This is a genomic window from Halomonas sp. ISL-56, assembly GCF_018612805.1.
Lineage (GTDB): Bacteria > Pseudomonadota > Gammaproteobacteria > Pseudomonadales > Halomonadaceae > Vreelandella.
In genome coordinates, this window is the sequence record NZ_JAGGRO010000012.1 from 47,775 (window position 1) to 71,285 (window position 23,511).

23 protein-coding genes are annotated in these 23,511 nt (G+C 57.1%); 12 read left to right on the top strand and 11 right to left on the bottom strand.

Annotation, left to right across the window (positions count from 1 at the left end; all coding sequences use genetic code 11):
* The first annotated feature begins 7 nt into the window (after positions 1 to 7).
* From cheB to J7J49_RS11005, 7 genes are all read left to right on the top strand, one after another.
* Entirely contained in the window at positions 8 to 1,075 is a 1,068-nt protein-coding gene (cheB, locus tag J7J49_RS10975) for a chemotaxis-specific protein-glutamate methyltransferase CheB (protein ID WP_064235279.1), read from the top strand.
* Entirely contained in the window at positions 1,072 to 2,481 is a 1,410-nt protein-coding gene (locus tag J7J49_RS10980) for a CheR family methyltransferase (protein ID WP_215092518.1), read from the top strand. Before cheB ends, J7J49_RS10980 begins: the two co-directional genes overlap by 4 nt.
* Position 2,482: 1 nt before the next feature.
* Positions 2,483 to 4,582: a hybrid sensor histidine kinase/response regulator gene (locus J7J49_RS10985; protein ID WP_215092520.1), complete on the top strand. Its 2,100-nt coding sequence runs from the start codon at positions 2,483 to 2,485 to the stop codon at positions 4,580 to 4,582.
* 67 nt (positions 4,583 to 4,649) lie between these two features.
* The gene (locus J7J49_RS10990; RefSeq protein ID WP_064235282.1) at positions 4,650 to 5,012 is read left to right on the top strand and encodes a response regulator; all 363 of its coding nucleotides are present in this window, start codon (positions 4,650 to 4,652) and stop codon (positions 5,010 to 5,012) included.
* 74 nt (positions 5,013 to 5,086) lie between these two features.
* Positions 5,087 to 6,766 (top strand): diguanylate cyclase, encoded by a 1,680-nt coding sequence (locus tag J7J49_RS10995; protein WP_064235283.1) that lies wholly within the window; start codon positions 5,087 to 5,089, stop codon positions 6,764 to 6,766.
* Positions 6,756 to 7,316 carry a chemotaxis protein CheW gene (locus J7J49_RS11000; protein WP_064235284.1) on the top strand — a complete coding sequence of 187 codons (561 nt, stop codon included), beginning with the start codon at positions 6,756 to 6,758 and terminating at the stop codon, positions 7,314 to 7,316. Before J7J49_RS10995 ends, J7J49_RS11000 begins: the two co-directional genes overlap by 11 nt.
* Position 7,317: 1 nt before the next feature.
* Positions 7,318 to 7,725, top strand: a complete 408-nt coding sequence (locus J7J49_RS11005; protein ID WP_064235285.1) for a hypothetical protein — start codon at positions 7,318 to 7,320, stop codon at positions 7,723 to 7,725.
* Between the two features lie 19 nt (positions 7,726 to 7,744).
* On the opposite strand, the gene J7J49_RS11010 is transcribed toward J7J49_RS11005, so the two are convergent.
* From J7J49_RS11010 to J7J49_RS11060, 11 genes are all read right to left on the bottom strand, one after another.
* The gene (locus tag J7J49_RS11010; protein WP_215092523.1) at positions 7,745 to 8,950 is read right to left on the bottom strand and encodes a molybdopterin molybdotransferase MoeA; all 1,206 of its coding nucleotides are present in this window, start codon (positions 8,948 to 8,950) and stop codon (positions 7,745 to 7,747) included.
* Positions 8,943 to 9,464: a molybdenum cofactor biosynthesis protein B gene (gene moaB, locus J7J49_RS11015; RefSeq protein ID WP_035561152.1), complete on the bottom strand. Its 522-nt coding sequence runs from the start codon at positions 9,462 to 9,464 to the stop codon at positions 8,943 to 8,945. Before moaB ends, J7J49_RS11010 begins: the two co-directional genes overlap by 8 nt.
* A 5-nt stretch (positions 9,465 to 9,469) precedes the next feature.
* Entirely contained in the window at positions 9,470 to 9,802 is a 333-nt protein-coding gene (locus tag J7J49_RS11020; protein WP_176303973.1) for a DUF1244 domain-containing protein, read from the bottom strand.
* Between the two features lie 125 nt (positions 9,803 to 9,927).
* On the bottom strand, positions 9,928 to 11,028 hold the full coding sequence (locus J7J49_RS11025) for a formate dehydrogenase subunit gamma (protein WP_215092524.1): 1,101 nt from the start codon (positions 11,026 to 11,028) through the stop codon (positions 9,928 to 9,930).
* Between the two features lie 11 nt (positions 11,029 to 11,039).
* Positions 11,040 to 11,654, bottom strand: coding sequence for a formate dehydrogenase FDH3 subunit beta (gene fdh3B, locus J7J49_RS11030; RefSeq protein WP_007112726.1), 615 nt, complete (start codon positions 11,652 to 11,654; stop codon positions 11,040 to 11,042).
* A 77-nt stretch (positions 11,655 to 11,731) separates the two neighbouring features.
* Complete coding sequence (locus J7J49_RS11035; RefSeq protein ID WP_064235289.1) at positions 11,732 to 14,584, bottom strand: molybdopterin-dependent oxidoreductase; 2,853 nt, start codon at positions 14,582 to 14,584, stop codon at positions 11,732 to 11,734.
* Positions 14,585 to 14,608: 24 nt separating this feature from the next.
* On the bottom strand, positions 14,609 to 14,824 hold the full coding sequence (locus J7J49_RS11040) for a twin-arginine translocation signal domain-containing protein (RefSeq protein ID WP_064235290.1): 216 nt from the start codon (positions 14,822 to 14,824) through the stop codon (positions 14,609 to 14,611).
* A gap of 106 nt (positions 14,825 to 14,930) precedes the next feature.
* Positions 14,931 to 15,545: a TorD/DmsD family molecular chaperone gene (locus J7J49_RS11045; protein WP_215092526.1), complete on the bottom strand. Its 615-nt coding sequence runs from the start codon at positions 15,543 to 15,545 to the stop codon at positions 14,931 to 14,933.
* A 4-nt stretch (positions 15,546 to 15,549) separates the two neighbouring features.
* Positions 15,550 to 17,262 (bottom strand): 4Fe-4S dicluster domain-containing protein, encoded by a 1,713-nt coding sequence (locus tag J7J49_RS11050; RefSeq protein ID WP_215092528.1) that lies wholly within the window; start codon positions 17,260 to 17,262, stop codon positions 15,550 to 15,552.
* Between the two features lie 199 nt (positions 17,263 to 17,461).
* A complete protein-coding gene (locus J7J49_RS11055) occupies positions 17,462 to 18,085 on the bottom strand; it encodes a DUF3306 domain-containing protein (protein WP_064235293.1) in 624 nt (207 codons plus the stop codon).
* Positions 18,082 to 18,522 (bottom strand): DUF3305 domain-containing protein, encoded by a 441-nt coding sequence (locus J7J49_RS11060; protein WP_064235765.1) that lies wholly within the window; start codon positions 18,520 to 18,522, stop codon positions 18,082 to 18,084. Before J7J49_RS11060 ends, J7J49_RS11055 begins: the two co-directional genes overlap by 4 nt.
* 138 nt (positions 18,523 to 18,660) lie before the next feature.
* On the opposite strand from J7J49_RS11060, the gene J7J49_RS11065 reads away from it, so the two are divergent.
* From J7J49_RS11065 to J7J49_RS11085, 5 genes are read left to right on the top strand one after another with little or no spacing between them, the layout of a single operon-like run.
* Positions 18,661 to 19,536, top strand: coding sequence for a formate dehydrogenase accessory sulfurtransferase FdhD (locus J7J49_RS11065; protein ID WP_215092530.1), 876 nt, complete (start codon positions 18,661 to 18,663; stop codon positions 19,534 to 19,536).
* The gene (gene mobA / locus J7J49_RS11070; RefSeq protein WP_215092533.1) at positions 19,533 to 20,156 is read left to right on the top strand and encodes a molybdenum cofactor guanylyltransferase MobA; all 624 of its coding nucleotides are present in this window, start codon (positions 19,533 to 19,535) and stop codon (positions 20,154 to 20,156) included. The genes J7J49_RS11065 and mobA overlap by 4 nt, the downstream gene beginning before the upstream one ends.
* On the top strand, positions 20,153 to 21,424 hold the full coding sequence (moeA, locus tag J7J49_RS11075; RefSeq protein WP_215092535.1) for a molybdopterin molybdotransferase MoeA: 1,272 nt from the start codon (positions 20,153 to 20,155) through the stop codon (positions 21,422 to 21,424). The genes mobA and moeA overlap by 4 nt, the downstream gene beginning before the upstream one ends.
* The gene (moaA, locus tag J7J49_RS11080) at positions 21,421 to 22,455 is read left to right on the top strand and encodes a GTP 3',8-cyclase MoaA (RefSeq protein ID WP_251048257.1); all 1,035 of its coding nucleotides are present in this window, start codon (positions 21,421 to 21,423) and stop codon (positions 22,453 to 22,455) included. Before moeA ends, moaA begins: the two co-directional genes overlap by 4 nt.
* Before the next feature lie 36 nt (positions 22,456 to 22,491).
* Complete coding sequence (locus J7J49_RS11085) at positions 22,492 to 23,481, top strand: CobW family GTP-binding protein (RefSeq protein WP_353048371.1); 990 nt, start codon at positions 22,492 to 22,494, stop codon at positions 23,479 to 23,481.
* Positions 23,482 to 23,511: the final 30 nt, after the last annotated feature.

Here is a 23,511-nt window from a genome sequence, read left to right on the forward strand (position 1 = left end):
ATACCGAATGAGTGCAATTCGGGTAGTCATTGCCGACGACAGCCAAGTAGCCCGCGACGTGCTACGCGATATCCTCAGCCGAGACGGTGATATTGAGATCGTGGGTGAAGCCATTAACGGCCGCGAAGCGGTGGAGCTGGCCAAACGCCTTACGCCGCAACTGATCACTATGGATCTCAACATGCCGGTGATGGATGGCCTAAGCGCTATCGAAGAGATCATGTATAACAAAGGCGTGCCCATCCTGGTGGTTAGCGACCGCTCCGATGCGCAAACGGCCTATCAAGCCCTTGAAGTGGGCGCACTGGAAGTCATGCCTAAACCCACATTGGAAGGGGCTGACGCCGAGCGCCTTTTGGAACGTGTACGCCTGCTAGCCGGTGTCGCGGTGATCACTCGCCTGCGGCGGCGCGTCAAAACGCCAGCGTCGATCATCCCCCTGCCTTCCCTACCCGCCACCCCACGAAGAGTGCCGCGGGATTTTCAACACGTGATCGCCATTGCCTGCTCAACTGGTGGCCCGCAAGCACTCGTGCGGGTACTACGCAGGTTACCCGCCGGGTTCCCAGCGCCCATCGTCATCGCCCAGCACATCAGCCATGGGTTTATTGATGGCATGGCACAATGGCTGGCATCGCTGTGCGCCATGCCGGTCAGTGTTGGCCAAGAGGGTGAGCAGCTGCGCCCTGGACATATCTATTTATCACCTTCTGAGCGTAATTTATGCGTGAGCCCCCGCCACCGTTTTCAGCTTCAATCCAGCCCTGAGACATTTCTATACCATCCCAGTTGCGATGTACTGTTGCAGAGCGTTGCGGAGGTCTATGGCCGTGATGCGGTTGGTATCATTTTGACCGGCATGGGCCGCGATGGCGTGAATGGTATGCGGGCTATCTATCAGGCAGGCGGTACCACTTTCGCGCAAGACGAAGCTAGTTCAGTGATATACGGCATGAACCAGGAAGCCGTTAAAGCCGGGGTCATACAGTATGAATTACCCCTGGATAGCCTTCCGGATCGGCTGCTGCGCGATGTGCGCGGCTACTTGGATAGCCGACCGGAGCCCTTGGCATGAGCACCTTTGCCCCTTTTAAAGCGCTGGTTCATCAGCGCTGCGGCTTACACCTGGAAGGCTTGGCCGAAGCCCGGCTATTTCGGGCGGTGGCCAGCTTACAAGCGTCAACGGGGCTCACCGATACCACTCAACTCCTCACACGGTTAACCAGCGACACTGCGCTATTTGATCAGTTTGTCAGCCAATTAACGGTTAACGAAACCTATTTTTATCGCGAGCCGGATGCCTTGCGCTGGCTGGTCAACCGCTATTTGCCTGAGCGTTTAGCAACAGAGGAACCGCCGCTTTCTATTTTCAGCGCGGGCTGCTCATCCGGCGAAGAGCCCTATAGCGTAGCGATGATGCTATTTGAGCACTTTGGCGAGCGGGCTAAAGCACTATTTAACCTCACGGGTGGCGACCTGGATCATCAAGTGCTCGCCAAGGCGCGCCAAGCGGTTTATGGCGGCATGGCGTTTCGCGCGCTCTCTGCTGACTTCAAAGCGCGCTACTTCAGTCCCTACAAGGGGCGCTTTAAGCTTCACGAATCATTACGCCAATGGGTAACTTTTTGCCCGTTTAACCTATTAAACGCCGAAGAGAGCAGCCCTGGCGGCCCCTTTGATGTGATTTTATTTCGTAATGTATCAATCTACTTTGATCAGCAAACGCGGCGCCGTATTCACCAACAGCTTGGCCAGCTACTGGCGCCGAATGGCATTTTACTCTGCGGCGTCAGCGAAACTATGGGTAACGATCTGGGCGTATTTGAACTGGTCGAAGCCCAAGGCGTCTTTTACTTTCGCCGTGCAGAGCCGCCCACGGCAGTTCCCCATTCTCCCCCCTTGCTCATGGGCGACGAGTCAGCTGACGGAAGCGGCGATAACGCGAGCAAAGAGTTAGAGCCAGCCAATAGCGACGCTTTAGCCCCCGCAGCGCCAAGTGAGCAAACAACGGAAAAGGCACAAACGGACGCCATTAGCCACCCGCTGCAAACCGCCCATCAGTTGCTGAATCAAAATGCCTTTGACGACGCCGCTACGCTACTGGAGGCGTTGCTTAAGCAACAGCCGTGGTCGATCGATGCGCTGGTGCTGGCTGGGTTAGTCGCCCGTTGGCAGCAGCAGCCCCATCAGGCCTACGACTATTTCAAACGGGCCATTTACGTGGCGCCGGAGTGTTGGCCGGCACACTTCTATTTAGCGGAGCTTTATCGTCAGGGTGAGCTGCCCGACGAGCCATTACAGCGCAAGCAACGCTATGCCGCGGTGGTGCGTTTGCTGACCAACACCCCCACCTCTAATGGCGGGCTAGACACCATTGCACCACCGCTACCGCCAGGCGATGCACGCTTTCTCGCCGAACGTTATCTAGCAGCGGTCGACATCACACTGGCATCAACCAGTACCACCCAAGGAGCGGGTTAATATGGCGCTGGATATTCGCCGCTTTATACAGCGCTTCGTGGAAGAAGCCGCCGACCACCTGCCCCGCCTGCGCGAAGGCATCTGTGCACTGGAGCAGGGCCACGCTGATCGCGAACAGATCAACGAGCTGTTCCGCGCAGCACATACGCTGAAAGGCTCGTCGCGGATGCTCAAGCTGGTGCCAATTACCACGCTGGCACATAGCACTGAAGAACTGCTCAGCGCCCTGCGCGATGGCACTCTAAGTGCAACGCCAGCGGTTACCAGCCTGCTCAGCCAGGCAGTTGACGGGCTGGCGGACTTGGTCAGCCGACTCGCCGAAGGGGCGACGGGTGACGACTTACCCGCGGCGGATAAGGCCCTATGTAACGCCCTTGAAAATGCTGCCCATGGTCAGCCCTCACCCCAGCCCAACATTTCTACTCCGGCATCCTCGGCACCCGCGCTCTCAGCGGCGCAGGCGGCCGACAGCGAGTTACGTCTCAGCGATACCGTGCGAGTTCGCCTGGATCGGCTGGACGATGTTATCCGTTTGATGGGTGAAGTGCTGTCCGGCCACCACCACTTACACTCCCTGGTTGATCAAGCCCGAGCGCTAAGCATCTCGCTGCCTGCCGAGCAGCAGGCGCCTTTTCACGCCTTTCACCGTGAGCTGAAAGATAGCGTTTTAAGCCACAACTCGCTGATGAGCGACCTACATGACCGGGCACTGCAAATGCGCATGCTGCCGCTAAGCGTGGTGTTTGACCCGCTTGCGCATATGTCCCGGGAACTGGCCCAGTCACTTGGCAAGCAGGTCGATTGCCGTGTACGTGGCAGTGAAATCGAACTTGACCGCCAGATGATTGATCGCCTTTCTGATCCGCTGATTCACCTGCTGCGTAACGCTCTGGATCACGGCTTAGAGCCACCTGCCGAGCGTCAGGCAGCGGGTAAATCTCCCCGTGGACAGCTGGTTATTGAAGCCTGGCAGGATGCTGACTGGGTGGTGGTTGAGATGCATGATGACGGCGCAGGCATAGACCTTGATGTAGTGCGTCAGAAAGCGCTCGCCAAGCAATTGATAAACGAAGAGCAGCTCAACGCCTTGAGCGAACAAGAGACCCTGGAGCTTATTTTCTTGCCCGGCTTCTCTACCAAAAGCATGATTACCGACTTTTCTGGCCGCGGTGTGGGCATGGATGTGGTTAAGCGCACCGTGGTAGATGAGTTGAACGGTGACCTGCAGCTAGCCAGCGAACGCGGCAGTGGCACGCATTTTACCCTGCGCCTGCCGCTTTCGCTGGCGATAATGCGGGTACTGCTGGTTAGCGTCGGCGGCGTCAATTTAGGCGTAACCGCGCCTTATGTTTCAGAACTTGTAGAGTGCTCATCACACTCCTTCATTGATGCCGCCGGACAGCGCACGCTGATTTTACGCAACGAATTTGTGCCGGTGGTATCGCTCGCCGAATTGCTCGGGCTACCCGCCACGACGTCCGCCACTGATAACACCCTACTGCTGGTCGTCCACCAGCGGCACCAAAAGCTGGCTTTAATTATTGATTCACTGATTGATGAACGCGACAGGGTCATCAAGCCGCTACCCGTACACCTACGTTACCTACCCTTGGTCTCGGGTATGGTTTCCATGGGCCGCAATGCGCTGGTTAGCCTGCTGCATGTGCCCGCTTTACTGGAAGCCACCCGGCACACTGCCCAGCGTCCTAACCATGAGCGCACTTCTTCCACGCTCGCGAAGCGCATTTTGGTGGTCGACGACTCACTGAATACCCGTGAAATAGAAAAAGACGTGCTCGAAGCATGGGGCTATCACGTCACCTTGGCCGAAAATGGTCGCGACGGATTAGCCAAGGCACTGGCAGAGCCGTTTGATGCGGTACTAACCGACGTTGAAATGCCGGTGATGGATGGCTTTGCGCTGACTGCCCGACTGCGCGAAAATGAGGCCTATCGTTACCGGCCGATCATTATTATCACCTCGCGGGAAAAAGAGACTGATCGACGACGCGGCATTGAAGTCGGCGCCGACGCCTATATCGTCAAAGGCAGTTTTGATCAGAACAATTTAGTAGAGACGCTCCAGGCCCTGCTGGGTTAGCCGTGGAGGATACTGACATAGTCGTTAGTGACACAGCCGTTAATGACAAACACCAAGAGGTTATAGAATGCCTATCCTGGTCGTAGACGACGATCCGCTTGCCGGGGAAATGACGGCGGCACTGCTAGAGTCTCAAGGTCACACCACCTTGCTGGCTTTTGATGCCATGGAAGCCGTCGAACAGCTAGACACCCATAGCAATATCAAGTTGATTGTCAGCGATATGCACATGCCCTTGGTCAGCGGGCTAGCGTTATTGGCAATGCTGCGCGAGCAAGACAGTCAACTGCCGTTTATTCTTCTCACCGGCGACACCCCGGATGCAACGCTACGGCAGACACCGGGCCTGGATGCCTGTTTGCGTAAAGACGCCGAACTGGCGGACAACCTGGAAACCGCCGTGAAAAAGGCGCTGGCCCTCAGCGGCTAAGCAATGCTCGATGCGATGGAATAGATTAATGATGGAATGAATCGCCGCTTTCGATCACTTACGTAGGTAGTTTGATGTCTAAGCCCGCCCCTTCGCTGCACGATAAGCTAAATCAGCTGCGTGAGCGTTTTATTGAGCAATTGCCAGCCCGCTTAGCGCAAACCGCCGAGCTGTGGCAGCAGAGCTGCATGTCGAGTGAAGAACGGACGCGGCTGGCGCCAGAGCTGCACCGCTTTTTTCATAGTTTGAAAGGCACAGGGAGATCGCTGGGCTTTGAGCGGCTTGCCCTGCTGGCGGATCAGGCGGAGGAGGCGCTCACTACCTCCCCCACCCGCGACGATATTGATACGTTTATCAGCCAACTGCTGCTCAAGCTGGGTCGCGAACAACAGCACCTACGCTCCCATCACGGCCAACAGCAAGCGCTGGCGGCCGTCAACAGCTTCGAGCTTACCAGCCAAGTGGAGCCGCTGCGCAATAAGCGCCAGCGGTTAATTTACCTGTGTGACGATGAGCCCGAGCAGGTCGATCAGTTGATCCATCACTTGCGCTGCTTCGGTCATGAAGTCGTTCAGTTTATCGATACTGAAACATTCTTTAACGCCGTGCTCACTCGCCGCCCTGACGCGGTGATCATGGATGTGCAGTTCCCCCAGGGCCAAACCGCAGGGACTGAAACCCTGACCAGCTTGAATAAACTGACCGGCCAACCGCTACCCGCCATCGTCTTATCGGCCCACAGCGACTTCCACTCGCGTCTAAGCGCCGTTCGTGCAGGCTGCGGTGGTTACTTCACCAAGCCGGTAAAACCGCTGGATCTTATGTTGGCTGTGGATGAACTCACCGCTCCGGCGGCGGAAGAGCCGTTGAAAGTGCTCGTGGTGGATGATGAGCCCGAGGTGGCTGCCTACCACGCCTTGCTACTTGAAGAGGCCGGAATGATCGTTCACCAAGTGCACCACCCAGCCGATGCACTTAATGCTATGGAGCGTTTTAGCCCCGACTTAGTGCTGGTCGATGTATATATGCCGGTGTGTTCGGGGGAAGAGCTGGCGACGATTATTCGTCAGCAGCCGGAATACCTGGGACTACCGATTATCTATCTTTCCAGTGAAACCGACAGCCAGAAACAGATTTCCGCCATGTCCGCGGGGGTTGAAGCCTTTCTTACCAAACCCGTGCAGCCCGAAGAACTGGTTTCTGCCGTGCGTCTGCGCGCCGAACGCCTACGCTTGCTGCGCTCATTAATGACCCGGGACAGCATGACCGGGCTGTATAACCACAGCACCACCACCGAGCTGATCAATAAAACCCTCGCTCAGGCCCATCGTGATAATAGCCAGCACGCCATGGCGATGATCGACATCGATCACTTTAAAGAAGTTAACGACACCCACGGCCACTTGGCGGGCGATCAAGTGATCGTTACCTTGGCACGGTTGCTCAAAAGCCGCCTGCGGCTTTCCGACATTATTGGCCGCTATGGCGGTGAAGAGTTTGTCGTGCTGTTGAAAGGCATTAATGCCGAGAAAGCGGCCACGTTAATCAACAGCCTCCGCGAGGATTTTGCGCTGGTTGACTTTCACGCCGGTGAAGTCCGCTTTCGCTGCACCTTCAGCGTGGGTATCAGCAACTTCCCCGCCCAGCCCTCCACAGAGTCGCTGCGTTTAAGCGCCGACCAAGCGCTCTACCGAGCCAAAAACCAAGGGCGCAATCAAGTAGTGATATCGACGGAGCTAGCCGATGAGCGCTGAATACCCCCGAGGCAATCAAGCGAATGACCTGCCGTTCGCCACTCAGACCTTGGAAGAGGCATTAGCAACCCACGGCGATACGGAGACAGTCGTCGATGTCGATGAGCCCACCCAGCAACTAGTGCTCTTCCGACTCAATGGTCAACGTTTTGCGCTACCCGGCAGCGCGGTGAGAGAGATTCTACCCAGCGACCAGCCCGTCTATTACCTACCAGGGCTACCCACCTCTACCGAGGGCGTGCTGCACCTGCGTGGCCAAATTGAGTCGCTGATTAGCCTGCATCAGCTACTTGGTCTAGCCGCGCCTGAAGGCGCCCCTAACGGGATGCTATTGCTAGTCCGTGCAGCCGGTATCAGCAGCGGCGTGCGTATCGAGCAGCTTGACGATGTCTGCGAGGTCGCCCAGAGCATGCTGCAACCGCCCCCAGAAACGCTCACCGCTACGTTGCAGCCTTATGTCAGTGCACTATGGCAGCTCAATGAGCGAGAAGCGCTTGCCCTGCTTGACCCTGAGGCGTTGTTCGACGCCTACCAGCAGGGGCTCGGGTAAAGTGCCACAATATCGCGACCCGCATGAACAAGCCCAGGTTGCGCTGGTACTGTTTCACGTCGGGCCTTACCGCGCTGCCCTGGAAGCGCACTATGTACTCGCCATGACCGACCGGCCTACGACATTGCGCACCGCCAATGCTCACTCGCTGCTCTACGTCGGCGGCGATCATGACGCCCTGCCTAGCCGCTGGCTCACTCTGCGCGATCCCCAAACAGCCAGTGACAACAACAGCACTTGGCAGTTGGGCGTAAGCGGTGACATTACCCTCCAGCAACTGCCAGCTAACACGCTTTACCCACTGCCTAAGCTGCTGCTTTCCCGCCGTTTTTCAACCGCACTCTGCGGCGTCACCCTCGATCAACAACAGCTAGTGCTGCTACTCGACGCGCGCAAGCTTAGCCCTTAGCTTTCTCAAGCCACGGCGCTTAACCAGCCAACCATAAACAACTGATTTTATCGCCTTCGACAACTTCGCTATTGGCCGGAATCACCGCAAAAGCGTCGGCATTGATACAGGAGGAGAGCACGCCAGAGTTCTGATCATCAAAAGCCGTTGCCGTCACCCCGTTGGGCGTGAAATTTAGCGTCACACGCATATAGTGTTCACGAGGGCCGGTGGAGGTGGCAAACCCAGCGTGGGCGGTTAGCGTGGGCAATGTTTTTAGCGCAGGACAGCCAAGCATAGCGCCCAGTAAAGGGCGTAAAAACAGCCAAGCACCGACAAACCCCGAGACAGGATTGCCCGGCAAACCCACAAATCGCGTCTGGCTGCCGTCATCGCGAGGCAGACGACCCAGCGCTAACGGCTTACCAGGACGGATTGCCAGCTTCCACATATCAAGCTGGCCAATCGCTTCCAACGCGGCTTTAACATGATCCTCTTCACCGACGCTCACGCCGCCGGTGGTCACCACTAAATCCGACTCTGCCGCAGCCGCCGTTAACAGCGTCACCGTGTGGGCGTAATCATCCGGTACGCTAACGGTGCTCACCACCTCCGCGCCAAAGTTCTCTAGCAGCCGTTTAAGCATTGGCTGGTTGGAGTTGTAGAGCTGACCCGGTTTTAGCGGCGTGCCCGGATCGACGATCTCATCCCCCGTGGAGAGCAGCGCCACCCGAGGCCGACGGCGCACGCTGACCTGGGTAATCCCCTGGCCTGCCAAATGGCCAAGGGCTGCGGCTTCAAGCAGCTCACCGGCATTGAGCAGCACAGAGCCGCTCTTCACGTCGCGCCCCTGACGGCGGACATTATCCCCCGTGGGAATATCAGCAGGTATTAGCGCTTGCTCACTGTCAACCTCTACGCGCTCCTGCATGACTACGCAGTCGGCGCCTGGCGGAATCTCGCCGCCGGTAAAAATACGCGCGCAGCTGCCGGGCGCAAGCGCTTTAGCCTGAGTGCCTGCGGCAATGCGTTGACTCACCGGCAGCCACTGCCCTGCATCGGAAGACCGCAGCGCGTAGCCATCCATCGCGCTGTTATCAAATGGCGGCACATCCAACTGAGCGGTGACGGCTTCGGCTAACACACGTCCACCGGCGGCTTCCAGCGGGATACTCTCTGCGTCGAGTGCGCTAACGTCTGCCAGTAGCGCCTCAAGTGCGGCGGATATCGGCTGCAAATCAGCCATGCTGCCCCCGGCCTGGGATGACCAGGTTGGCGAAGTTGCAGGGCTTGTGGCGGCTATCCAACTGCTCGGCCAGAATGCCGTCCCAGCCGGTGCGGCAGGCGCCTGTTGAGCCTGGCAGGCAGAACACTACCGTGGCGTTGGCTAGCCCGCCGAGGCAGCGGCTTTGAATAGTGGAGCTGCCGATTTCCTCACCACTTAGCTGACGAAAACGTTCGCCAAAGCCTTCAATGCGCTTATCCAGCAGCACCGAAATCGCTTCAGGGGTGGAGTCGCGGCCAGTAAAGCCGGTACCACCGGTGGTGATCACCACCTGCACATCCGCCTCGGCGATCCAGTTCGCGACCACCGCACGAATACGGTAGACATCGTCTGGCACAATACGCTTTTCAGCGAGCGTGTGCCCAGCGCTGGTCAAGCGCTCGACTAATGCTTGGCCGCTGCGATCCGTCTCTTCAGTGCGGGTATCGGAGACCGTGAGGACAGCTATATTGAGGGGCACCATTGGCTCACTCATCGACGTCACCCTTGTTTGGCTGCTTTCTTTTTAGCGTGGTGCGCTTCCCAAGCGGCCATCTGCTCTGGCGTGGCTTCCGGTTGGTAAAGCTCCTTCCACTCGCTGTAAGGCATACCGTATACATACTCACGGGCCTCGTCGTAGTTGAGGCTTTCATCCCGCGCTTCAGCGGCGCTCACCAGCCATTTCGATAAGCAGTTGCGGCAAAAGTCCGCCAAAATCATCAGGTCGATATTCTGAACATCTTTGTTATCGTCCAGATGCTGTAGCAGGCGCCGAAACGCGGCGGCTTCAAGCTCGGTACGCGTAGCAGGGTCTAACTCATCAAATGCTGACATAACCGTTTTTCTCCTAAAATGACGTTTGGTTATTTAATAACTTAAGGTGAAGCATAACAAAAGACACCGCCGGAAGGCGGTGTCTTAGGCTACTTCATAAGCACTTTAACAAGCACAAGCACTTATCAGCTGGTCCGTGTCGCCGATGGTTCGCCACTATCACCACCTGACTTACGTGCCGCCACTTCTTGTTCCGATAGCGTTTGGTCTTTGACCTCTTCGTACCACAAATTGTGGTGCTCTTTGGCCCAGGTCTCGTCCACGTAGCCGGTAGTCATACCTTCTAGCGCGCCTTCTGTACCCAGCGTACCGATATAGATATGGCCTAAGGAAATCGCTGTCAGTCCCAGCGCACCCACCGCGTGGATAATATTCGCCCACTGCATGGTGTCACGGCTCTGGTCGAAGTTGGGGAAGTCGAGTACAAAGCCACTGGCAACCACGAGAATACCGATCGTCGCCAGTATCCAGTACCAGGCTTTCTCACCACCGTTGGCAAAACCGGCATCGACATGCTTTTTACCAATCATGCCGCCGCCCTTCTTAAACCACACCCAGTCGTGCTTTTTGGGAATATTTTCTTTGATCAAACTCACCAGCAGTATCACCAGCAGTACACCAAAGATCGGCCCCAGGTAATTATGCAGCACCTTTGTGGCCGCAATCATCCAAGCCCAAACCCCATCGCCAAACAACGGGCGGAACACAAACTTGCCGAATAGGAGCGTCATCCCCGTTATCGCTAAAATGATAAACAGCGTCGCTACCGTCCAGTGCAGCGCTCGCTTCATCAGCGTCCACCGCAAGAGCAGGCGGCCCGTGCGCGGCGCCTCAAGCTCCTTACGCCCTACAATAAAGTAGAACAGCGCGATCAGCGCCGCCATGCCAAATACCGCAATCAAACCAAACGGCGATACCCAGCGGTTGCGAATCTGCCGCCAGGTTTCACCGCTTGAATTGATCAGGCTGTAGTTACTATCAGCACGTGAATCACGGTAGTTAGGCCCGGTCTCTCCACTGCGTACCTGACGCCACTGGTCAGCGGTAATGCCGGGTGCAGCAGTGGTCATTTCGCGATCAGGATCCGCCTGCGCAACAGCCACTTGCGTGAAGCCGAGGCTTAGCACTAGAGCAAGCGCCACCAACATAAAGCGCCAAATGCCCAGGGCGAGCCCTTTACCTGAATGCGGCACCCCACCGGGTGCCTGTGCAGTCAACAGGTTCATGACACGCCTCCTTACCCTTTATGGGCAGCATCATAGGCTAGGTTGTCGGCACTGGCCTGTGGGTTATTCGACCAGGCGCCATCTTTGTGGCCGCGATGGACAACGCGCTGGCGGAAGATGTCCGCAACGTCTTGGGCATCACCGGCCAGCAGCGCTTTGGTGGAGCACATCTCGGCGCATAGCGGCAGTTTACCTTCAGCAATGCGGTTGGAGCCGTATTTCTGGTACTCCTCTTCTTTGCTTTCGGCCGGGCCGCCCGCGCAGAAGGTGCATTTATCCATCTTGCCGCGCTCACCGAACGCATCCTGCTGGGGAAACTGCGGAGCGCCAAACGGGCAGGCGTAGAGGCAGTAACCGCAGCCAATGCAGAGGTCTTTGTCGTGCAGCACGATGCCGTCATCGGTTTTGTAGAAGCAGTCGGTCGGGCAAACGGCCATACACGGCGCGTCGTCGCAGTGCATACAGGCGACGGAAATGGACATTTCACTCGCTTCGCCGTCGTTGAGCGTAACCACGCGGCGGCGCTGAATGCCCCACTCGACATCGTTAGCGTTTTTACACGCGGTGACGCAGCCGTTGCATTCGATGCAGCGTTCGGCGTCACACATAAATTTCATTTGAGCCATGGTGTTCTCCTCATGCCGGTGCGGGATGGCTCCCGCACCGTCGTGCTGTCAGGTCGGTCGGGGCTTTCTTATTAAACTTAAGCCCGCTCAATGCGGCAGATGGTGCACTTGGTCTCTTGCATCAGTGTCACCGGGTCGTAGCCGTAGGTGGTGGCCGTATTGGCCGCTTCACCGATGATGTACGGATCCGATCCATCTGGATAACGGTCGCGCAGGCTTTCGCCCTGGAACATGCCGCCAAAGTGGAACGGCATAAACGCCACGTTACGGTCGACACGCGGTGTGACCAGGGCTTTAACTTTCACACGGCCGCCTTCTGCACCTTCGACCCAGACATCATCACCATCTTTGATGCTTAGGTCGTTGGCATTCGCCGGGTTGATCTCAACAAACATCTCCTGCTGCAGCTCGGCCAGCCACGACATGGAACGCGTCTCTTCCCCACCACCTTCGTACTCAACCAGTCGCCCAGAGGTAAGAATGATTGGGTAATCGCCGCTGTTATCGCGATCCTGAATGGTTTTGTACATGGTTGGCAGGCGCATGATGGAGTCGAAATCGTCCCAAGTTGGGAAGCGTTCAACCAAATCACGGCGCGTGGTGTAGAGCGGCTCGCGGTGCTTAGGCACCTGGTCGGGGAACGTCCACACCACGGCGCGTGCCTTGGCGTTGCCGTAGGGCGCACAACCATGCTCAATGGTGACCCGCTGGATACCGCCAGAGAGGTCGGTTTTCCAGTTTTTGCCTTCCGCCGCCTGCTTCTCTTCGGCGGTTAGGTCGTCCCACCAGCCTAAATCTTTAAGCAACTGGTCATTGAACTCTGGATAGCCGTCGTCAATATCGCCGCCCACTGGTGCTGAACCTTCCGCCAGAAGGTTGACGCCATCACGCTCGATACCGAAACGGGCACGGAAGCCCATGCCACCTTCCATCACCGGCACGCTGGTATCGTAAAGATTGGGCGAGCCCGGGTGGTTGAACTCAGGCGTGCCCCAGCAGGGCCACGGCAAGCCGTAGTAATCACCGTCCGCAGGTCCACCCTCTGCGCGCAGATTCTCGAAGCTGAAGGTGTGCCAGTTTTGCTGGTGCTCTTTGAGACGCTCGGGGCTTTGCCCGGTGTAGCCTACCGTCCACATACCGCTGTTAATTTCGCGCAGAATATCTTCGATCAGTGGCTCATCGCCGTTCATCTGATAATTCTTGACCAGCTCGTTACCGAAGCCCAATTTACGGGCAAACAGGTACATGATTTCGTGGTCAGGCTTGGATTCGAACAGCGGCTCAATCACCCGGTCACGCCACTGAATCGAACGGTTGGTCGCCGTGACACTACCGGTGGTTTCGAACTGGGTCGCCGCTGGTAGCAGATACACGCCATCGCTACGGTCATGCATTACCGAGGCAACGGTGGGATAAGGGTCAACGATGACCATCATCTCCAGCTTCTGCATGGCTTTTTGCATCTCGACGCCGCGGGTCTGGGAGTTAACCGCGTGGCCCCAGTAGAACATCGCTTTCAGCGCAGTGCGCTGGGAGATGTTTTCGTCTTCCTCTAGCACACCATCGACCCAGCGTGAGACCGTAATACCACTGGTATACATCGGTTTGCCGTCGGCGTATTCGGTATCGTCGTAGCGGCCTTTAAGCCACTCGTAGTCGAGATCCCACACCTGCGCCCAGTGCTGCCAGGCACCTTCCGCCAGGCCGTAGTATCCCGGCAGTGAATCGCAGCCAAGGCCTAAGTCGGTCGCCCCTTGTACGTTATCGTGGCCACGCAGGATATTAGCGCCGCCGCCCGCCACACCGATATTCCCCAGCGCCAGCTCAAGAATGCAGTAAGCGCGGGTATTGTTGTTACCGGTGGTGTGCTGGGTGCCGCCCATACACCAGACCACACAGCCAGGCCGGTTGTCGGAGAGGCGTTTGGCGACATCGTACATCTCGGCTTCGGGGACGCCGGTGACTTCTTCTACAACGCTGGGCGGGAAGTTGGCGACTTCCGCACGCACTTCATCCATACCGTAAACGCGCTGATTGATGTACTCGTTGTCTTCCCAGCCATTTTCAAAAATGTGCCACAACAAGCCCCAAATGTAGGCGACGTCCGAACCGGGGCGTAGACGAACGTATTTGTTGGCCTTAGCGGCGGTGCGGGTAAAGCGCGGATCGGCAACGATAATGTCGCAGTTGTTGCGCTCTTTGGCGATCAGAATGTGCTGCATCGCCACCGGGTGCGCTTCACTGGGGTTCGAGCCAATGAACAGAATTGCCTTGCTGTTATGCATATCGTTGAGCGAGTTAGTCATCGCTCCATAACCCCAGGTATTCGCCACGCCCGCCACGGTGGTGGAGTGGCAAATACGCGCCTGGTGGTCGGTATTGTTGGTGCCCCATAGCGAGGCAAGCTTGCGCATTAAATACGCCTGCTCGTTGCTGAACTTTGCTGAACCCAGCCAGTAAACGCTGTCCGGGCCGTGCTCTTCGCGCAGTTCTAGCAGCTTATCGCCAATCTCGTTAATGGCGTCATCCCAGCTCATGCGCTCCCACTCACCCGCGACCAGCTTCATCGGGTACTTGAGGCGCCGCGTGGAGTGACCGTGCTGGCGCAGCGAAGCGCCCTTCGCGCAGTGCGCACCGCGGTTAATAGGGTGATCGAAAGCGGGTTCTTGCTTCGTCCAAATGCCCTCTTGAACTTCGGCATACACGCCACAACCGACTGAGCAGTGTGAGCAGATGGTGCGTTTGGTCTCGACCGGCGAGTCCAGCACGGGTGTTTTGTCAGCGGCTTCTGAGCGCCGCATCATGGGCGCACCCATAAAGCCAACGGCAGCCACACCGCCGGTGGCAGCACCGCTGCGTTTGAGGAACTGGCGACGGGAAATACCCAGCCCGGAGGCCTTGGGGGCGTCTGTTTTGCGAGTTAAGCGCATGGCAAATCTCCTGGCATTCCGCCGTCAGTCACGCAGCGAGGCGTAATAAGCACGGACGTGATCAGTCTCACGGTAGTTAACCGATGGTTTTTCGTTTTTTACCGGGGCAGTCTCGGCCTGGGCCAGAGTGACATGGCCGACTGCCGCCGCGGCGCCAGCAGCGGCGGTTCCCAACCCAACGGTTTTCATAAACCGGCGGCGCTCAGGGTTATGTGCTGATGCTTTTGAAGACGGTTGCATGAGATTCTCCTCTAACATGCTCTTATCCAGGGTCTTTTATGCAGCTTCTTATACTGATTTTGGCTCTTTACTAATGTTTTTATGTAATGTTTTTATGGAGCCTTCGCTAAGGTTCAACGATCCGCACCGGTGTGTGGCCCGCATCAACGCTTAAGCGAGCTTGCTCACTCTCCATAAAAGCGCTACCTAACTGCCCCAGCGCTGCATAGAAAGCGGTGTCTACCTGTCCTAGATCGGCAAAACAGCTGGCCGCCCAGGGTGCTAAATGTTGGTCAAAGAAATAGCGCTGCTCAGCGCTTTCGACGTCAATCAACATCGCCATCACTTCACATAGCGCAGCAAGATGATCTTCTGGATCACGGGTATGCTCGCTGCGTACAAAGCCAAGCACTTTCAAATCACGGCGCAGTGCCACCAGCGCCGCTTCCATCAATTCGCCGTTGCGGTACCAGGAGGCGTAGGGCACCACTTCACCTTGAATCACGCCGACCAGGAGTCGAAAGTGGGCTCGCTGCAGCTGCTCTACGTTGGCATTCTGGGCGGCGATGGCCAGCGCTTGCCAGCATTCCGCCAGGCGGCTGCCATCTTGCTCGATAGCCAACTCAGCCAGCCAATCCAGCAATTCCGTGTCCGGCGCTTGACGCAACAGCGTGGCTAACAGCCGATAGATATCGGCGCGTAGCGCATCCGCTTCTTTAAGCGTGGGCAGTGCATCCGTCATCGGCTTATACCTTCAGTTGCGCGTCAGGGTCGCGAATCATGGTTTTCCACACATCTTTTACCCGGCAGTCTTCACACATTTCCAGGCGAATCATTGCCTCACCGGCAAAGTAAGGGTGGTTAGCAAGTTTCTGTTTAATCGTCGCTACCGTGCTGACAGTGGCAAACGGCTTACCGCAGCTGATGCACTCGAAAGCTGCTTCTTCGTGGCATATGTGGCGCGTTTCGCGGGCATCGGATGCCAGGAAGCCGGGCATCAAAGTAATCGCATTTTCAGGGCAAGCCTGCTCACACAAACCGCACTGCACACAGTCCGCTTCAAGGAAGCTCAGCGCGGGCGTGTTGCCGCCTGACTTCAATGCCGGCGTCGGGCAGTTGCTGACACAGGCGTGGCAGAGCGTGCAGGCATCGCTATCGACTTGAATAGCGCCGTAGGCAGCGCCTGACGGCATGGCAACCCGCTCGCCGCTGGGGCTACCCAATTCAGCCAGCCGGGCCAGCACTCGGTTAAAACGCGCACGCTTTTCTGGCTCTGGCAGGCTAAGCGGTGAGTCTGTCAACGGCGTTAGCGCCGGTAGCGCATCCCGGCCTGCAGCATCGGCTATCTCGATGAGTTTTACGCGGGCAAGATCATGGCCTAGGGCGTCTAACAGGGCATGCGCCTGAGCGACCTGATCGGTCAAAAAGGCACTTAAGCGGGCGGGCATATTGGGGTGCAGCTGGATACGCACTTCGGCGGCACCGGCGGCCAGAGCGGTTAGCCACTGGTCATGGCCTGCTGCACCCAGCTCTTCTAGCGGTGCGTCAATGACATGGCCTGCGGGCATGATGCCAGCAGCCCGTTCGGCATCCTGAGAGTCATGGGTAATAAAACGCAGCACCGGCACCTGGCCACCCGCTTCGCGGTAGGCACCCAACCAAGCGGAGAGTGTATCCTGCTGGCGGCGCGTTTCCGGTAGGCGAAATTCGATAGCGCCAGTGGGGCAAGCGCTGGTGCAACTACCCACGCCTTGACAGAGAAAGGGATCAATCTCAATGTGAGACTCAATCCGCCCCTTAATGCTGGAGATAGCATCCGCGGGGCAGACGTCCAAGCAGCGGGTGCAGCCAATATTGCCGCTGGTGGAGTGGGCGCATAAGTCGCTATTGACCTGGAAGTAGCGTGGCTTGTCGAACTCGCCCACCAGCCCGACAAAATCGTCGAGAGTGTCGCTGCGCTGCTCAACGTTCTGCCACTGCATTACCACATATCCAGGTGGCGGCAACTCCCAGCGCTGAGTGTGGGACGTCGCGGCAAGGTCGAGTATGAGGTCAAAGCCGTCGCGCTCAATTAGCGCACGGGCAAGATCCAGCACTGAATCGCCGTCATCAAGCTGGACACTAAAGGCACCCAGATAACCGTTAATACGCAGTTGGCTAAGCTGGGTGAGGGTCAATGTTTGGGTAACTAGTGGCTCGCTAGACCCAAGGGTATCGACAGGGTCGTTGCCTTGATCGGTGATGAGCAGGGTAAGCGATGCCAGACCGCGCCCTTGAAGCGCGCGAGCGGCTGGGTAAACGTCGTCGACAGAACCTATCAGCAGCCCATGACCACGGCTGTGATAGGTCACATTGGCAGGCGTCAGGTTAGCGGGCCAAGAGATACGCTGGCGTACCGTCTCCCGAGCCTCGGCATTGCGCTGGTCGTCTACCGACGCCAGTTGGATTCGTTGGTTCATGCGTTCTCACGGTCAGTGAATAATTCTTATTATATTTTTGAGTTATATTGATTAACTATTGTGACATAACAATGCGTTGAAGCTAAGTTCAGCCTATGGCGAAATACGACATTTGCCAACCTGATTACCGTCAACGCTGCCAACGCTGTGGATCTCTTTCAACATTAAGCTATTGACTTATAACGACTTAACATCTATCTCATGTTTTCGTCTTAGTACCCGATAAATAATCAGACTGGTCGTCTAGCGGCGCATTTTTTACAATGTTGTCGCTGTCAGCGCAAGGCATTGAGGACTCTGCCTCTAACGTAACCGCTGGCTCATTTGTCGGCTCGTCAGCTGTCAGCTCTTTGTGAGACTCGGGTTCGGCGTCCTCTAGCGACTTATCAACGACCTCTTCTACTTTATGTGTCCAACGGCGTAATTTGCTGGCGAGCTCGGAGCCCATGGGCTTCAACAATTTATTATAGTCGGCGTCGTAGTCATCCAGACCATCGCGGACGTTGTAGTTGCCGGTGGACCACAGGCGTTTCAAAGCACGCCGTCGCAGGGCTCCACTTACTCCTGGCACCATAAAGGCGCTGAAGTCGCTGCCCGCTTCCAGCGTTTCAGGGTCGGGCAAGGTGTGGTCGAGGCTGCCCGGTTCTGGCGGTGTCTGCGTTGCGTCAGGGCCATGAGGTGGCTGCGCTACTTCATTTGGCGAAGCATTCGGCTCAGCTGCTAGCTCATTAACAGGCTCTTCAGCAGATGATGAGGCGGGCGGCGCATCCTGCTCTTGGGGAACGTTGCGTTTTAGTCGCGACCAGCGCTCTAAGCGACTCATTGCGGCTGCTCCTTGGTGGGGGTCTCTTTGGCGCGCCCCGCCCCTTTGCGTTTTTTCTTGCGCATTTCCATCGGCGCTTCGCCGTGACGTGCCAGGTAGTTCTCAATCCAGACCTGAATGGCCATCGGCATCGGTGCTTCAAGCACCTGCTGCTCGCCATCCATCCAGCCCGCCGCCACATCCTGGCTGGCGGTGATCGCGTCTGGCTTGGGTGTTTGCCCGGTAAAGCCCGCCCGCACGAATAGCCTTGGGGTGTTAGACGTCAGGTTGAAACGGTAGGCAGCACGCTCGGTCATCGATAGCTGCAGGTTAAGCACATTGGGGCCCTGATCTCCCAGGGTCAGCTCTGCAATACGCCACTGGGTTAGCGTAAAGCTTTTCACCTGCTTAGGCTCAGCAACCAGGGCGACACTCAGTGAACGTAAATTATCAGTCATTGCATTAGCCCCTAGCGAAATAACGTAGGCCTTGAACGGATAGCCCTGAATAGCTAGACAAGTAAGCCTTTCCAGCGCCATCATCGTCAACTCTGACTTTTTTAGTCAGGTATTTTATTTTAGTAGCGAGGATTGCGGATGCACGCCCTTCAGATAAGCCGAGCCCGCTTACCGGCTACCACCGAGATCAGCATCGTTGACGAGTATGGCGATGCCCGACAGCAGGCGATCGCCGCTGAAAGAGCGTTGACGGTCTACCTCAACAAGCGTGAAATTGTCACTTTGATGACTCTGGGCGATGACCCGGAGGCACTAGTGGTCGGCTATCTGCGCAATCAAGGGCTGCTGAACGCCGCGGCTGATTTAGAAGCCGTGCAAGTCGATTGGGAAGTAGAAGCGGCGGTAGTGATTACTCGCCATCTGCCCGAAGATTTAGAAGCACGCTTAAGCACCCGCACAGTCACCACTGGCTGCGGCCAGGGCACGGTCTTTGGTAAGCTGCTCGATCAAACTGCACTCACTGCGCTGCCCGATACCCAACTGGCACAATCCACGCTCTATCAATTGCTGCAAAACCTCAACGCCTACAACGAGACGTATCGCAGCGCTGGCGCCGTTCACGGCTGCGCGCTATGCCAGCAAACCGAGGTGCTTGATTTTGTTGAAGACGTAGGGCGGCATAACGCGGTAGATACCTTGGCGGGTCGCCAATGGCTACAACAGGCCGATAGCGCCAATGCGGATATTTTCTACACCACCGGGCGGCTGACGTCTGAGATGGTGCTGAAAGTAGCCCAAATGGGTATTAGCGTGCTGGTATCGCGCTCGGGCGTCACCCAAAAGGGCGTTGAACTGGCCGAACGCTTTGGAGTGATGCTGATCGCCCGCGCCAAAGGCCGCCACTTTCAGGCGATCAATACCCAAAACCGTTTAGCGCTGGACGCGATCCCGTCGCGCCCCTCCCATGCCCGTTCTTCACAAGAATATCGCTCATCAAAAAAGGCAAGCTCATGATACCCACTCACGAACTCACCGGCATGATTCTTGCGGGCGGCGAAGGGCGGCGAATGGGCGGGCGCGACAAAGGGCTTGAACCTTTTGCAGGCCTGCCGCTAGTCGGCCATGTGGTCAAGCGCCTTGAAGGCCAGGTAGCCGAGCTAGTGATTAACGCCAACCGCAATGCCGACGCTTACCGCTTTTTCGCTGATAGGGTCATTGCGGATGCTGAAGGCGGCTTTAAAGGCCCGCTGATGGGCATCTATAGCGGCCTGCGCGCGGCAAACACTCCCTGGTTGCTGGTGGCCCCCTGCGACTCCCCCGCGCTGCCCGACGATTTAGTAGCGCGGATGGTGGCAGGCATTGTCTCAGAGAACGGCGAGCATGACATCGCCGTGGCCTTTGACGGTGAACGGCTGCACCCGGTGGTTGCACTGCTGCGCACCTCGCTGGCCGATGATCTGGCGACCACCCTTGCCGAAGGCGAGCGAAAAATTGACCGCTGGTACGCCCGCCACGACTGGTGCAAGGTCGATATGTCGGACTGCCCCGACGCCTTTGCCAATCTCAATACCGAAGAGGAGAAGCTGCGCCTGGAAAAGGTACTCATGGGATCTCCTAGCAAGGGGGTAAAATGACCCTCTCCTGCTTTGATCTTGGCGAACAGATGCTCAGCGTCGACGAAGCACGTCAGGCGCTTGCCACTCTTATTGATCGCCCGCTAGGCATTGAGCAAATCCCATTGGCGCAGGCCCACGGCCGCCGCCTGGCCACAGCTGTTCAGGCCCCTATTAACGTGCCGCAGAATACTAATGCGGCCATGGATGGCGTAGCGCTAACCTTACCTAGACAAGGTGTTGGAGCCAAGCAGACCCATTGGCCACTGGCCGGTGAAGTGTTGGCCGGGCAGTATCGCCGCGAAATGGTACCTGCCGGTCACTGTGTACGCATCACCACCGGCGCCCCCTTGCCGCCGGGCACCGATACCGTGGTAATGAGCGAACAGCTGCGTGCCCCCCATGAAGAGCAGCCAGCGCATGTCATCATTGAGTCGCCGGAGCTCCTCAAACACGGCCAACACGTTCGCCAGGCCGGTGAAGATATTGCCATTGGTGACACGGCACTGCCTGAGGGGGCACGGCTTAATGCGGCCTCCCTAGGGCTTTTGGCCTCCTTGGGCTATGCCGAAATAACGGTTTACCGACGCCCGAAGGTCGCAATTTTCTCCACCGGCAATGAAGTCACTGCGCCTGGCGAGCCGCTACCCAAGGCAGGCATTTACGACGCCAACCGATTTACGCTGATGGGCCTGCTGACCGAACAGGGCGCCGAGGTGATTGACCTGGGCATTCTGCCAGATGATTTAACAGCGACTAAAACAGCCCTTGAAAACGCCGCCAAGCAGAGCGACCTGGTGATTACCAGCGGCGGCGTATCGGTGGGCCAAGCTGACTTTACCCGCGATGCCCTTGAACAACTGGGTCGTTTGGCCTTCTGGCGGGTAGCGCTGCGCCCTGGGCGCCCTATGGTCTGCGGTTGGCTAGGTGCTGCGCGCACACCGTTTGTTGGCTTACCCGGCAATCCGGTGGCGGTCATGGTAACCTTTCTACAGTTTGTAAAGCCGCTCTTGGATCGGCTTTATGGACTGCCACTGTCGTCACCTCATTGTCTTACTGCGATTGCCGATAACGCTTTAAAAAGCCGCTTCAAACGCACTGATTTTATTCGCGGCGTTTACCATACTGATGAGCAAGGGCAGCTACACGTGCGTAGTACCGGCGCCCAGGGGTCGGGCATTTTAACCTCGATGGTGGCTGCTAACTGTTTGATTGAGCTTGCCGATGACCAAGACGGCGCCCAACCAGGCGAGGTAGTCAGCATACAACCACTAACGGGATGGCTATGAGCGAGCAACGAACCGCACATCAACAGTCACAGCCGCTGACTAACCAGCAACTGATCGACGACTTTGGTCGGCGCATTAGTTACGTGCGCATCTCGGTCACCGATCGCTGCGATTTCCGCTGCGTGTACTGCATGAGCGAGGAGATGACTTTTCTGCCCCGCGCCCAGGTACTGACGCTGGAAGAGATCGCCATGGTAGCGCGTGCCTTCACCGAGCTTGGGGTTGAGAAGATTCGCCTTACCGGTGGCGAGCCGCTGGTACGCCGCGGCATTGAGCAACTGGTCGATGAGATTGGCGCCATGCCAGGCCTTAATGACTTCACCATGACTACCAATGGTGCCAGCCTACGCAAGCACGCCAAGCAGCTTTACGCCAGCGGCCTGCGGCGGCTGAATATCAGCCTGGATTCGCTGGATGCGAAGCGTTTTAAGCAGCTCACCCGTACCGGTGATTTAACCAAGGTAATCGACGGTATTCACGCCGCTCAGGAAGCCGGCTTTAAACGTATCAAGCTCAATGCGGTGATCTTAAAAGGTCGCAACGACGACGAAGTGATCGACCTGGTCACCTTTGCCCGTCAGGAAAAGCTCGATATTAGTTTTATCGAAGAGATGCCCCTGGGCGATGTTTCAGACCACTCTCGGGCGGAAACCTTTTACTCAAGTGACGATGTCCAAGATTTGATCGAGACGCGCTACCTGCTGATCCCTACCACCGAAACCACCCCAGGGCCCTCGCGCTATTTCAAAATGGCGGATAGCGACAGCCGAGTTGGCTTTATCTCCCCCCATAGCCACAACTTTTGTGATACCTGCAACCGAGTGAGGGTAACCGTGGAAGGCAGATTGCTACTTTGTCTAGGCAATGAGCATTCGGTGGATTTGCGCGCCGTGCTGCGCCGCCACCCTGGCAATATGCAAGTGCTAAAAGAAGCGATTATCAACGCCCTGCCGCTTAAGCCGGAGCGCCACCACTTCACCACCGATGGCGATGTGCAGGTGGTACGCTTTATGAATATGACAGGGGGCTAGGCGTTGGCTGGTTCAGAAGGAAGGATCACGCGAAAAGTGCCGGTACATATCATTACCGGCTTCCTTGGTAGCGGCAAAACCACGCTTATCCACAGCCTGATTGAGCAGAAGCCTGTGGATGAAAAGTGGGCCATCCTGGTCAACGAGTTTGGTCAAATCGGTATAGACCAAGCCATGTTCGACGCCCGCGATGATGTAGTGGTGAAAGGCCTGCCCGGCGGCTGTTTGTGCTGCCAGCTCGCCTTTGTCCTCCAGGCGGCTCTGGTCAACCTGCTCGCCCGCAGCAAACCCGACCGGGTAATCATCGAACCCTCTGGCCTCGGCCACCCAGCGGGCCTGCTGGATCTACTGCGCAGCGAAGCCTTTCAAGAGGTGGTGGAAGTGCGCGATATAATTGCCACGCTCGACCCACGCCGCATGGACGACGCCCGCGCCCTGCAACATGATACTTTCCGCGATCAGCTTGATATGGCCGATGCCGTGGCATTGACCATGCTCGACCACAGCACCCCAGAACAGCTCAGCGCCGCCCATGCTTTTGTGGCGCAGCGCTGGCCGCCGCGTAAATGGGTGCAGGAAGCCCCTCAAGGAGAGCTTCCTCTTACGCTGTTGATGCAAAGCACAAGCACCGAAGCAAGCGATGTAAGCATACCCGCCAACCACCAACAGTTGGCGGCCACGCCCAGCCTGGAGGGCGCGTTTTTTGATTTTCCTCCGCCGCCCGGCAAGCCCCAGCGCGAAATCGGCTCCTCGCTGGGTTACACCAGTACGGGTTTACGTTGGCACCCAAGCGAGCGCTTCGACTTGGATAGCTTAGCCAAAAGCTTGGGAGAGCTACCCAAGGCAGCCCGCATTAAGGGCGTGTTTCATACCGATAGCGGCTGGAAACGACTTAACCGCGCGGATGGCGCCTTAAGCATCGAAACCAGCGCATGGCGGCAAGACTCCCGGCTGGAAGTAATTGTTCCCGATACGGATCTCGCTATCGATATAGAAGACCACCTCCGTTCGCTGGCACTGGCTTAAGCACTGTCATAAACACTGTCTTAAACACAG

Excerpts from the sequence above, each read along its gene's own strand:
- cheB (WP_064235279.1), top strand. The coding sequence starts at position 8 with ATGAGTGCAATTCGGGTAGTCATTGCCGACGACAGCCAAGTAGCCCGC.
- J7J49_RS10980 (WP_215092518.1), top strand. The coding sequence starts at position 1,072 with ATGAGCACCTTTGCCCCTTTTAAAGCGCTGGTTCATCAGCGCTGCGGC.
- J7J49_RS10985 (WP_215092520.1), top strand. The coding sequence starts at position 2,483 with ATGGCGCTGGATATTCGCCGCTTTATACAGCGCTTCGTGGAAGAAGCC.
- J7J49_RS10990 (WP_064235282.1), top strand. The coding sequence starts at position 4,650 with ATGCCTATCCTGGTCGTAGACGACGATCCGCTTGCCGGGGAAATGACG.
- J7J49_RS10995 (WP_064235283.1), top strand. The coding sequence starts at position 5,087 with ATGTCTAAGCCCGCCCCTTCGCTGCACGATAAGCTAAATCAGCTGCGT.
- J7J49_RS11000 (WP_064235284.1), top strand. The coding sequence starts at position 6,756 with ATGAGCGCTGAATACCCCCGAGGCAATCAAGCGAATGACCTGCCGTTC.
- J7J49_RS11010 (WP_215092523.1), bottom strand. The coding sequence starts at position 8,950 with ATGGCTGATTTGCAGCCGATATCCGCCGCACTTGAGGCGCTACTGGCA.
- moaB (WP_035561152.1), bottom strand. The coding sequence starts at position 9,464 with ATGAGTGAGCCAATGGTGCCCCTCAATATAGCTGTCCTCACGGTCTCC.
- J7J49_RS11020 (WP_176303973.1), bottom strand. The coding sequence starts at position 9,802 with ATGTCAGCATTTGATGAGTTAGACCCTGCTACGCGTACCGAGCTTGAA.
- J7J49_RS11025 (WP_215092524.1), bottom strand. The coding sequence starts at position 11,028 with ATGAACCTGTTGACTGCACAGGCACCCGGTGGGGTGCCGCATTCAGGT.
- fdh3B (WP_007112726.1), bottom strand. The coding sequence starts at position 11,654 with ATGGCTCAAATGAAATTTATGTGTGACGCCGAACGCTGCATCGAATGC.
- J7J49_RS11035 (WP_064235289.1), bottom strand. The coding sequence starts at position 14,584 with ATGCGCTTAACTCGCAAAACAGACGCCCCCAAGGCCTCCGGGCTGGGT.
- J7J49_RS11040 (WP_064235290.1), bottom strand. The coding sequence starts at position 14,824 with ATGCAACCGTCTTCAAAAGCATCAGCACATAACCCTGAGCGCCGCCGG.
- J7J49_RS11045 (WP_215092526.1), bottom strand. The coding sequence starts at position 15,545 with ATGACGGATGCACTGCCCACGCTTAAAGAAGCGGATGCGCTACGCGCC.
- J7J49_RS11050 (WP_215092528.1), bottom strand. The coding sequence starts at position 17,262 with ATGAACCAACGAATCCAACTGGCGTCGGTAGACGACCAGCGCAATGCC.
- J7J49_RS11055 (WP_064235293.1), bottom strand. The coding sequence starts at position 18,085 with ATGAGTCGCTTAGAGCGCTGGTCGCGACTAAAACGCAACGTTCCCCAA.
- J7J49_RS11060 (WP_064235765.1), bottom strand. The coding sequence starts at position 18,522 with ATGACTGATAATTTACGTTCACTGAGTGTCGCCCTGGTTGCTGAGCCT.
- J7J49_RS11065 (WP_215092530.1), top strand. The coding sequence starts at position 18,661 with ATGCACGCCCTTCAGATAAGCCGAGCCCGCTTACCGGCTACCACCGAG.
- mobA (WP_215092533.1), top strand. The coding sequence starts at position 19,533 with ATGATACCCACTCACGAACTCACCGGCATGATTCTTGCGGGCGGCGAA.
- moeA (WP_215092535.1), top strand. The coding sequence starts at position 20,153 with ATGACCCTCTCCTGCTTTGATCTTGGCGAACAGATGCTCAGCGTCGAC.
- moaA (WP_251048257.1), top strand. The coding sequence starts at position 21,421 with ATGAGCGAGCAACGAACCGCACATCAACAGTCACAGCCGCTGACTAAC.